The 10,381-nt window shown below is 44.7% G+C and carries 9 protein-coding genes and 1 pseudogene; 6 read left to right on the forward strand and 4 right to left on the reverse strand.

Going from position 1 to position 10,381, the window contains the following annotated elements; translation table 11 throughout:
• Positions 1-122: 122 nt before the first annotated feature.
• Positions 123-1,523: an asparagine--tRNA ligase gene (asnS, locus tag AACR11_RS16045; protein ID WP_005445169.1), complete on the forward strand. Its 1,401-nt coding sequence runs from the start codon at positions 123-125 to the stop codon at positions 1,521-1,523.
• Between the two features lie 85 nt (positions 1,524-1,608).
• Here asnS and AACR11_RS16050 read toward each other — a convergent pair whose 3' ends face one another.
• The 3 genes from AACR11_RS16050 to AACR11_RS16060 form a co-directional block, all read right to left on the reverse strand.
• A complete protein-coding gene (locus tag AACR11_RS16050) occupies positions 1,609-1,968 on the reverse strand; it encodes a hypothetical protein (RefSeq protein ID WP_009703467.1) in 360 nt (119 codons plus the stop codon).
• A 31-nt stretch (positions 1,969-1,999) separates the two neighbouring features.
• Positions 2,000-2,221 (reverse strand): hypothetical protein, encoded by a 222-nt coding sequence (locus tag AACR11_RS16055; RefSeq protein ID WP_009698378.1) that lies wholly within the window; start codon positions 2,219-2,221, stop codon positions 2,000-2,002.
• Between the two features lie 99 nt (positions 2,222-2,320).
• Positions 2,321-3,712: an aminotransferase-like domain-containing protein gene (locus tag AACR11_RS16060; RefSeq protein WP_017189470.1), complete on the reverse strand. Its 1,392-nt coding sequence runs from the start codon at positions 3,710-3,712 to the stop codon at positions 2,321-2,323.
• Positions 3,713-3,889: 177 nt separating this feature from the next.
• Here AACR11_RS16060 and AACR11_RS16065 point away from each other — a divergent pair, with 177 nt between their 5' ends.
• From AACR11_RS16065 to AACR11_RS16080, 4 genes are all read left to right on the forward strand, one after another.
• Entirely contained in the window at positions 3,890-4,120 is a 231-nt protein-coding gene (locus tag AACR11_RS16065) for a hypothetical protein (RefSeq protein WP_026000256.1), read from the forward strand.
• A gap of 355 nt (positions 4,121-4,475) precedes the next feature.
• On the forward strand, positions 4,476-4,775 hold the full coding sequence (locus tag AACR11_RS16070) for a hypothetical protein (RefSeq protein WP_005445160.1): 300 nt from the start codon (positions 4,476-4,478) through the stop codon (positions 4,773-4,775).
• A 533-nt stretch (positions 4,776-5,308) separates the two neighbouring features.
• A complete protein-coding gene (locus tag AACR11_RS16075; protein ID WP_017189469.1) occupies positions 5,309-6,775 on the forward strand; it encodes an HD domain-containing phosphohydrolase in 1,467 nt (488 codons plus the stop codon).
• A 181-nt stretch (positions 6,776-6,956) separates the two neighbouring features.
• Complete coding sequence (locus AACR11_RS16080) at positions 6,957-8,147, forward strand: amino acid aminotransferase (RefSeq protein WP_029790032.1); 1,191 nt, start codon at positions 6,957-6,959, stop codon at positions 8,145-8,147.
• Positions 8,148-8,252: 105 nt separating this feature from the next.
• On the opposite strand, the gene AACR11_RS16085 is transcribed toward AACR11_RS16080, so the two are convergent.
• Positions 8,253-8,894: an outer membrane beta-barrel protein gene (locus tag AACR11_RS16085; RefSeq protein WP_005445156.1), complete on the reverse strand. Its 642-nt coding sequence runs from the start codon at positions 8,892-8,894 to the stop codon at positions 8,253-8,255.
• Positions 8,895-9,114: 220 nt separating this feature from the next.
• Here AACR11_RS16085 and AACR11_RS16090 point away from each other — a divergent pair.
• A pseudogene (locus AACR11_RS16090) lies at positions 9,115-10,332 on the forward strand (DUF294 nucleotidyltransferase-like domain-containing protein); the annotation flags it as partial.
• Positions 10,333-10,381 lie beyond the last annotated feature (49 nt).

Raw genomic sequence — 10,381 nt, forward strand, 5'->3', positions numbered from 1 at the left:
CGTTGAATCTAAAAAATTCTATCCAACTCAACACTTCGCTTGTTTTTTAAACAATTTTGTTGTGAGACAGGCACTTTTAAGTGTTGAGTTGAATTTTTACCTCAATGGAGAATATTGAAAACATGACTTACGCGCCTGTATCAGACGTTTTGAAAGGTCAGCTAGCAGTAGACAGTGAAGTAACTGTTCGTGGCTGGATCCGTTCACGTCGTGATTCCAAAGCTGGAATCTCTTTCCTTGCCATTTATGACGGCTCTTGTTTCGACCCGATTCAGGCCGTGGTCCCTAATAATCTTAATAATTACGACAACGAAGTACTTAAGCTAACGACTGGCTGCTCTGTTGAAGTAACTGGTAAGATTGTTGCCTCTCCTGCGAAAGGTCAAGACTTCGAACTAGCAGCAACTGACGTTAAAGTTGTTGGCTGGGTTGAAGATGCTGACACTTACCCAATGGCAAAAACTCGTCACTCTATCGAGTACCTACGCGAAGTCGCTCACCTACGTCCACGCACAAACGTGATCGGTGCAGTAGCACGCGTACGTAACTGCCTATCTCAAGCAATTCACCGCTTCTACCACGAGCAAGGTTACTTCTGGGTATCAGCGCCATTGATCACAGCTTCTGACGCAGAAGGTGCTGGTGAAATGTTCCGCGTATCTACGCTAGACATGGAAAACCTGCCTCGCACTGACGATGGTAAAGTTGACTACAACGAAGACTTCTTCGGTAAAGAGACTTTCCTAACGGTATCTGGTCAGCTAAACGCAGAAGCTTACGCTTGTGCACTAAGCAAAGTTTACACGTTTGGTCCTACTTTCCGTGCTGAAAACTCAAACACAAGCCGCCACCTAGCGGAATTCTGGATGGTTGAGCCTGAAGTTGCGTTCGCAGAACTAGACGACGTTGCAAAATTGGCTGAAGACATGCTGAAGTTTGTATTCAAAGCCGTTCTTGAAGAATGTCGTGATGACCTTGAGTTCTTTGCTCAACGTATCGACAAAGAAGCAATTACTCGCCTAGAGCAGTTTGTCTCTTCTGACTTCGCACAAGTTGACTACACAGACGCGATCCAAATCCTGCTTGATTCTGGTCGTGAATTCGAATTCCCAGTTGAATGGGGTATCGATATGTCTTCTGAGCATGAGCGCTTCCTTGCTGAAGAACACTTCAAAGCACCTGTAATCGTTAAGAACTACCCGAAAGACATCAAAGCATTCTACATGCGTGCTAACGATGACGGTAAAACAGTCGCAGCGATGGATGTACTAGCACCAGGCATCGGCGAAATCATCGGTGGTTCTCAACGTGAAGAGCGTCTCGACATCCTAGATGCACGTATGCGTGAAGTGGGTATCGATCCTGAGCACATGAGCTGGTACCGCGACCTACGTCGTTACGGCACAGTGCCACACGCAGGCTTCGGTCTAGGCTTTGAGCGTCTAGTATCTTACGTAACAGGTATGGGCAACGTTCGTGACGTGATCCCATTCCCACGTACTCCTCGCTCTGCGAACTTCTAATCACCTAGAGTGATACAGAATTAAAAAGACCTCCCAAGTGGAGGTCTTTTAGTTTGTGGCAGTTTCATCGTTTCTGTTATTTCAACTATTTCAGCGTCACACTCATTGCATTGTCGTTAACCGCACCAATCATGAGTGGCTTACCTACGTCACCCTCTTTGATTAACACTTGTGTGTTCACACTAGAGCTAGAATGCTGGGTTTTACTTTCTTGCATAGCAACAACATCAACGAGGTAGCCCGACGACTGTTTTCTCACAAAGCCAGAAAAATCAACCTGCTCTTGATCATTGTTGATTTGGGCTTCGAACTGTTCGTTGGCTTGTATTTGAGCAACAAGCTCCGACTTGCCGTAGTGTAAGATCACCGATTCGGGCTCATCACCTTGATTAGCCGTGCAACCAAAAGTGATAGCAGACAGTGCCAGTAGCCATGCATGTTTCATAGTGTTTATTCCTAACTTCTATCTCATGAATCTAAGACTTATTCTCATCATCTTTATCTGCCTTGGCGGCATACTTAACACCCAGTACGCACAAACCAAACATAATAAAGGGGATCACAGCCGCGGTGTATTCCGTCCACGCCATGTGAGAGAACGATTTCGCCAAAATAAGGTGTGCAAATACCAACAGAAATGCGCTAAAAATGGCAACGGCGATCAATCTTAATTCATGTTTTACCAACTGCTTTTTCATTGTCACTCCAATCATCACAATATTTCTGTATCCGATTGAAGCACAACCCAAGTAAACCACTCTGATACAGTTAGGTCAAAAAAGGATTAAACAGTTTCTTTAGTGAAGTAACTCACCCAATTTCCGCAAAGCCTGACACAGATTGTCATCAATGGGCAGAGAAGTATTCAAACGCAGATAGTCCTGATATTGCTCATCGACCGAGAACAACGCACCATGCGCAACAGTTACCTGCTGTGATAGCAAGGTGTGATGAACCGCTTTACTGCTTATCCCTTGAGGCAACTTAAGCCATAAGAAATAACCGCCAGGAGGAAGATAGTACTCGATAGATTTAGGCAAACACTCTTTCATTGTTTGCACAAACATAGCTTGGCGCTGTTCAAGCCCTTTACGCAACTTTCTTAGATGATTGTCATAGCTGTCATTTTGCAGGTAATGCGCAACTCCCTGTTGAATAGGTGCACTGCCAGATAGCGTCGACATCAGTTGAAGCTTTTGAACACGCTCGTTAAAGCGCTTGGTGATCACCCACCCCAACCGATAGCCAGGACAAAGACTTTTTGAAAGAGAGCCACAATGCAAAACGCGCTCTTGGTCATCATAGGTTTTCAGCGATGTCGGCTTCTTGTCGGAGAAATACAACTCTGCGTATACATCATCTTCAATCAGATACACATCATGTAGATTGGCAAGCTCAACAACACGTTGCTTTTGTTCGTCGCTCAACGAAGTGCCTGTTGGATTATGAAAGTTACTCATAAGCCAGCAAGCCTTAACGTTGTGCTGTGCAAAAGCTTGTTCCATCTGAGCCAAGGAATGCCCTTTCTCGGCATCTACCGAGATCTCAATGGCATTCAACCCTAGTCGTTCAATTGCTTGTAACGCACCATAAAATGTTGGCGACTCAATGACAACCGTATCCCCTGGCTCAGTAACCACTTGCAAACTGAGGTTGAGCGCTTCTAACGCGCCAGAGGTAATAACGATATCATCATGCGTTAAAGTCATGCCTTGCTGTATATAGCGCTGGGCAATCGAGCGGCGTAAAGAAGCACTACCCGGTGGTAGGTTATCTAACAAGGTATCCGGTCCCATTTTTCGCCCGGAACTGGCAAGGTTACGGTTTAGTGCTTCGAGAGGAAAAAGTGCTGGGTCAGGAAACGCGGAGCCTAGCTTTGTCGCGTTTGGCACGGTTTGTTGTTTGAGGAAATCGTACAACTCATCGTTTAGTGAAGTGCGATACGTATTGTTATCAGCACCAGTAGCGTCGAGACGTTCGAGCTCAGCAGTAACAAAGTAACCCGACTGAGGTTTAGCAATCACCCAACCTTGCGCTTCGAGCAATTGATAGGCTTGTAACACAGTTCCTGTACTGACCGAATGGTTGCGGCTAGTGACACGCACGGAGGGCAGCTTCTCTCCTGCTCTCCATGTATTTTGTTGAATTTGCGTTTTAAACAGCTCAGCCAGTTGGCGGTATCGGTTCATGCTTCCCTCATTTCTTACTACCGAGCGCACCTTAGCATACTTCACGCCCTGATTCCGATCTTCGACTTATCAAACTCGAAAGGTAATTAATCAATCTTAGTGATATCAATTGACGTTACGAAATGAGAATTTATGTTCCATACTTTCAAAGGTATGAATATTCTACGGGAGGAAATGATGAAAATGTTTACGATGGATGACCTCTCTTATCGAGGCATACACGAAGGAGTTCATAGCTGGGACCACCCAGAAGGCAATAACCCATATTATTGGCACCCAGATTGGTTGCACATCGCTGAGGATGCACTAGGGGTGCACCCAAAAGCAGAGCTCGATGTCCCAGAGGGTGAAGCAGCCACACCTGAGCATGCAAAGGCAGCAATTATCAAACATCTCAATGGGCAATAATATTGATTATACCCAAGTGTCTTCAAGATGCAGGATTCAGTGCGCTGTCATTGATTCGAGGTCAAGGAGAACAACCGCAGCGGAATAGTTAGCTCTTTCCAAGTTGTTTGACTCAGAGATCGAATCAACGACACGCTCCCAAAGGGCGAGGTTACTTGGGCATAAATACCTATTTTTCAGGCGGTTATTGCTAGGTGGGATCAACAAATATATCTGAATGAGAGCTGTGCAACGGAATGGATCATTTATCAACAAGATAAATAGATAGCAGTCACATTAATTCCGATGACATCTGTTACATTTATAGAGTAATGGTGACGCACACCTCAACTCATGACTATGAGAGACGATAATAATGACGAAATACAACGAAAACGACATTCAATACAAAGGCGAATCTAATGGTGTTCACTCTTGGAGTACAACATCAGGTCAGCCTTACTACTGGCACCCAGATTGGTTGCACGTTGCTGAAGACGCAACGGGCTCTCATCCTAAACAAAAAATCGAAGTAGAATCCGCTGAAGCACCAACAGAAAAACATGCATTGAAAGCTATCCTTAAGCACATGAACGATTGGGCAACAGGCAAACTGTCTTCTAACCCAGACATCGAAACGAATGCACATGAATCACAAATGGATTTGAAAAAGTAATTCCTACCCTTTTTCATGTCGATGATTGAGACCAAGCCTCGCCATAGCGGGGCTTTTTTGTAAATCCTTCGCTATATCAATGTCACTTCAAGATGCTAGATTCAGAGTATTGTCACTATTCCCTCTTTACCAAAAGACAGCAAGGAAAACAGCGAAGCGGAATTGCAAGCTATATCCAAGTTGTTTGACGATGCTATTTAGTTCGCAAAGAACGTACTTCAGTGACAGGCTCCCGAAGGGCGAGTGGCTTTAGTTCACATGCTTCTTTAACAATTTTCGAATTAGCCCCCCTAGATCTTCAAATTGTTGCCTCACCTTCAAACCAAGCCATCCTCGCTGAAGCAAGCATCTCAAGGTTACTTGAGCATATACATAACAAATTTCTATCATTTATAAGAATCTATCGATAAAATTTCAGGTCTCGATTTTACTAGTGACAGATCAATCAACAGACATCAATTCCACAGTACCTCTCTCTTCTGGCTCAACTAAGAGAGAAAACGATGCTGAGATTTGTCCAAAAAAGGATAATCATGGTGAATACTAACTACAATGCACCACTTACATTCCAACTTTACCTAGCTGCGGCGTTCTTTTTTGGCACATACGGTGGACGTGTCTGCCCGATGCTCAGCACGCTGAGCGTATACGAAGTGATCTTACATTGCGCGGTGGTTTTTACGTTCCTCTATCTTGTTCGCCACTTTATTCTTGTCTCACATCCTTTGATTGCACAAAACCGACAAGCCAAGCTTGATACTGTGTTGTTTACCGCTGTAAGTATTCCTTTTGCTGCGTACTATAACCTTCAATACGACTTTACCTTCGACAGCAATGTGAAAGTGTTGTTTGGTATGGCGCTCTTTGGCTTTTTAACTGGTTCTATCTTGCAACTGCAAAGCAAGCTGGTTCAATTTGACAACCTACGTCAACAAAACCAATTTGGCTTTGCGTTATCAGGTCAGCGCCAATCCATGGTGAAACAAATGATAGGCATGATGATCGCCTTGCTCATCACCTTGACCACCATTTTGACCATGGTCGCAGTCAAAGACATTTATTGGTTGGAGCAAAACCCAGAGCAAATCACCAATGGGCTAGGCAAAATCAGCTTCATTAAAGAGTTGGTTTACATCGCACTTGTCGTCGGAGGCTATGTAATCGCGATTATGGTGCTTTGGACTCGCTTGATGCAAAAAATCTTGTTTAGCCAAGAGCAAGCTTTGCTGGAAGTGACACAAGGGAAAATTGCGCAACGTTTACCAGTTTTCCAACATGATGAGCTTGGCTCGATGGCCTGTTTAACTAACCAAATGCTCGACAGTTTGCAAGTTTCGCAAGATGAGGTCAAAGCCACGCGAGATGTTGCCATTGTCAGTTTGTCGGCATTGGCTGAATCACGTGATAATGAAACCGGTGCGCACATTATGCGCACGCAACAATATGTAAAAGTATTGGCTGAACATTTAAGCCAATTTGAACAACATTGTTCATTACTGACTCCAAATTATATCGAACTACTTTACAAATCGGCGCCGCTGCATGACGTCGGAAAAGTCGGTGTACCAGATAGCGTGTTACTAAAACCGGGAAAACTGACCGATGGAGAGTTTGAGATCATGAAAGGACATGCACAAATTGGTGCCGAAGCGCTGTCAATTGCTGAAAAACAGCTAGGAAGTAGTTCGTTTTTGCGCGTTGCTAAAGAGATTGCCCTAACACACCATGAAAAGTGGGATGGTAGTGGCTATCCAAATCAATTAAGCGGCGAGAACATCCCTTTATCCGGTCGTTTAATGGCATTAGCAGATGTGTATGACGCTCTTATTTCTAAGCGTGTATATAAGCCTGCTTTCAGCCATGACAAGGCGAAAGCCATCATCCTAGAGGGTAAAGGCAAACATTTCGATCCTCAAATCGTCGATGCATTTCTTGCAGTTGAAACCGAATTTCAACATATCGCACATCAATATCAAGATGAGCAAAACATCGCCGCTTAGCCAATTATCCCCCTCTTAAAACGCTTGTTAAGAGGGGTTTTTATATCAAAAGCCTCCGTTATGTTAGATTTCTGTTTCAAATCAAAACTTTTTTAAGTTTTCTTATCACTAACTGTTGTAACGAATATTGCTGAAAGGTATAAATGTCAGCAGACCCCTTCGATTAACATGGATGAAGATTATGTTTGAAAAAGTAGTTGCCGCTCCGGCTGACCCTATTCTTGGACTTACTGAAGAGTTTAAAAAAGATGCTCGCGCCGAAAAAATTAACCTAGGCGTTGGTATTTACAAGAACGAACAAGGTGAAACCCCTGTTCTTGCGACTGTTAAAAAAGCCGAAGCCGCACTGATTGAAACTGAAAAAACCAAATCTTACCTAACAATCGAAGGTACAGCAGAATACGGTCTAGCAGTACAAAAACTGCTTTTCGGTGCAGACGCGGAAATCGTTGCTGGCAAGCGTGCTAAAACAGCACAAGCACCAGGTGGCACAGGTGCTCTACGTGTAGCAGGTGAGTTCATTAAGCGTCAGCTTGGTGATGTGAAGATCTGGATCAGCAACCCTACTTGGGCAAACCACAATGGCGTATTCACTGCAGCTGGTATCGAAACAGCGCAATACAGCTACTACAACGCAGAAACCAAAGATAAAGACTTCGCTGCTATGGTTAACGACCTGCAAGGTGCATCTGAAGGTGACGTTGTTCTTCTGCATGGCTGCTGTCACAACCCTACAGGTATCGATCCAACAGCTGAAGAGTGGGAAATGCTGGCTAAGCTGGTTGCAGAGAAAAAACTGCTTCCTCTATTCGACTTCGCATACCAAGGCTTTGCTAAAGGTGTAGAAGAAGATGCAGCTGGTCTTCGTACTTTCGCTAAGTACAACAAAGAAATCCTAGTCGCGAGTTCTTTCTCTAAGAACTTCGGTCTATACAATGAGCGTGTTGGTGCATTCACTCTGGTTGCTGAATCAGAAGACGTTGCAACAACGGCGTTCTCACAAGTAAAAGCCATCATCCGTTCTATCTACTCTAACCCACCAGCGCACGGTAGCGCTGTTGTGACTCACATTCTTGGTGACGCAGACCTGCGCGCAGAATGGGAAGCGGAAGTAGCGGAAATGCGTGACCGAATCCAAGAGATGCGTGAACTATTCGTTGCTACTCTTAAGGCAGAAGGTGTGGATGCTGACTTCAGCTTCATCGAGCGCCAAAACGGTATGTTCTCGTTCTCTGGTCTATCCAAAGAGCAAGTAAACCGTCTAAAAGAAGAGTTCGGTATCTATATCGTAGGCTCAGGTCGTATCAGCGTTGCAGGTATGACAAAAGCAAACATGGGTCCTCTATGTAAAGGCATCGCTGCGGTTCTGTAATCGCGTCGAAAGTCACAAATTAAAAAGGTCAGCACTCGCTGACCTTTTTTGATTCTACCGCTTGTTGAAACGCCACTATACAAGGTGGCGCTACACTCCTATGAACTAATACACAAACTTAAAGCTAATTCCAACTTCATTGATGTGATCTGACGGTTGACCTTGATAATCGGTGTCACGGAACTGGTAATAAAGACCGGTACCAATCACGCGATGCCATTGGTAGTTAAAGGCAATCTTATAGTTGTTCTCGTCGACGATATCACTTCGATTCAAGTGCACTTCTGCCGTCCCCATTAACTTTTCACTAAATAGGTAATTTGCGCCAAACGTGACGCCTTGAATAAACTCGCTATCCGAGGACAGTGTACGGTCGGTTTTATCATCAGTCGCTTTGGCTTTAATTGCGCCAAGCCCATAAATCCCGTAGATATCAAACTTCTCGTTGACGCCATAACGATAACCACCACCGAACAACAAACGGTCAATACGCAAAGTGAAATTGTCTGGGTGGAAAAATTGCGCCGAGTAGTCAACGTTAAACAGCCAGTTATCGGTAAATAGGTAATTACCGCCAAGCCCTAGAGTGGTAGCGTTAGAATTATCGAGCCACTCTTCATTCGTTGTCCCAGCACCAATGTCTAAATTAATGTGCTCGTAACCAAACTTCTCGACCTGTTCTGACTCTGAGGCAACGCTCATTAGTGGTAATGCTACAAGAGGTGCAGCGAATAATAGTCTTACCATTCTACTTCCTTCCATGAGTGTCATCCAAAACTCTTCTTTAATACGCCCATTGTATTGATTTAATTCGGCATCTTGATGACAGCGTAGCCGAATTGATGGCGATTTGCCGTGCGACTTGTCCGAATCTTATCATTGCGCACGAAAAACAGTGATCCGATAAGATTCTGTTTTAAAACTAAGTTAAGATTACCCTATCACTTGCAAACCAAAAGGCACCTTAATGGAAGCAGAACTTCTCGAGATATATAACTTTCTCGCCAAGTATCCCCCATTCAACGAGCTTCCGGAAGAAACGCTCACCAAAGTGACCGAGAACATCGAAATCTCATACTATCGTCAAGATACTCCCGTCATTCATTTCGGCGACCAGATCCACGATCTATACATGGTTCGTAGTGGCGTGGTTGAGGTCTATCGACGCAAAGGTGAACTTTACAACCGACTCGACGAGGGTGACCTTTTTGGTCAAATGGGGCTTCTGACCAACAACAAAGTTCGCTTCCCAGTAAAAGCGATAGAAGATTCCCTACTCTACTGCATTCCTCAAGACATTTTCCAAGAACTGTATGATAACTTCGACTCATTCGCTGATTTTGTTGAAGTAGAGAACAGCGCTCGTTTGCGCCAAGCAGTGTCAGAAAACAACGATGCCAATGACCTAACCACTTCTAAGGTCAAAACCTTATTAACCCGTGACGCACCGACGATTGAACGTGGACAGACGATCCAAGAAGCCGCGCAATTGATGGCGCAAGACAATGTTTCTTCATTGTTGATTGTGGACCCAGACTTTGTGCTGGACGAAGAAGACCCACAATCTCCGGTGCTAGGTATCATTACCGACCGTGATTTGTGTACCCGAGTTTTAGCCGAAGGCTTATCACCGCAAGACGATGTCTCCACGGTGATGACCACTGAGGTTATCTCACTCGATCATAACGCATACGTATATGAAGCCATGCTGACCATGTTGCGCTACAACGTGCATCATTTGCCAGTGGTTAAAGATCAAATGCCGATTGGTATTATCGAAGCTACCGATATTGTACGTTATGAATCGCAAAACTCACTGTTGCTGGTCAGTAGTATCTTCCAGCAGCAAAGCATCGAAGATTTAGCGATTGTGGCAGAAGAAGTAAAGAGCAGTTTTGTTCGCTTGGTCAACGAAGACGCCAACTCACACATGGTGGGCAGCGCGATGTCGGTGATCGGTCGCAGCTTTAAGCAACGCCTTTTAGAAATGGCAGAAGAAGAACTCGGTCCACCTCCTATCCCTTATTGCTTCCTTGCTCTTGGTTCAATGGGGCGCGACGAACAGTTGCTGGTCACTGACCAAGACAATGCAATCATCCTAGACGACACCTACAAAGAAGAGAAACACGGTAAATACTTTGAGGCTCTCGCACAATATGTCAGTGATGGTTTGAACGTATGCGGTTAGAACCGGCGGCATAGCCGCCTGAGCGAGCTACGCTCGAAAGCAAAGA

Origin of the sequence: Vibrio sp. L85 (assembly GCF_963871815.1) — a bacterium.
Lineage (GTDB): Bacteria > Pseudomonadota > Gammaproteobacteria > Enterobacterales > Vibrionaceae > Vibrio > Vibrio harveyi.

Excerpts from the sequence above, each read along its gene's own strand:
- asnS (WP_005445169.1), top strand. The coding sequence starts at position 123 with ATGACTTACGCGCCTGTATCAGACGTTTTGAAAGGTCAGCTAGCAGTA.
- AACR11_RS16050 (WP_009703467.1), bottom strand. The coding sequence starts at position 1,968 with ATGAAACATGCATGGCTACTGGCACTGTCTGCTATCACTTTTGGTTGC.
- AACR11_RS16055 (WP_009698378.1), bottom strand. The coding sequence starts at position 2,221 with ATGAAAAAGCAGTTGGTAAAACATGAATTAAGATTGATCGCCGTTGCC.
- AACR11_RS16060 (WP_017189470.1), bottom strand. The coding sequence starts at position 3,712 with ATGAACCGATACCGCCAACTGGCTGAGCTGTTTAAAACGCAAATTCAA.
- AACR11_RS16065 (WP_026000256.1), top strand. The coding sequence starts at position 3,890 with ATGAAAATGTTTACGATGGATGACCTCTCTTATCGAGGCATACACGAA.
- AACR11_RS16070 (WP_005445160.1), top strand. The coding sequence starts at position 4,476 with ATGACGAAATACAACGAAAACGACATTCAATACAAAGGCGAATCTAAT.
- AACR11_RS16075 (WP_017189469.1), top strand. The coding sequence starts at position 5,309 with ATGGTGAATACTAACTACAATGCACCACTTACATTCCAACTTTACCTA.
- AACR11_RS16080 (WP_029790032.1), top strand. The coding sequence starts at position 6,957 with ATGTTTGAAAAAGTAGTTGCCGCTCCGGCTGACCCTATTCTTGGACTT.
- AACR11_RS16085 (WP_005445156.1), bottom strand. The coding sequence starts at position 8,894 with ATGGTAAGACTATTATTCGCTGCACCTCTTGTAGCATTACCACTAATG.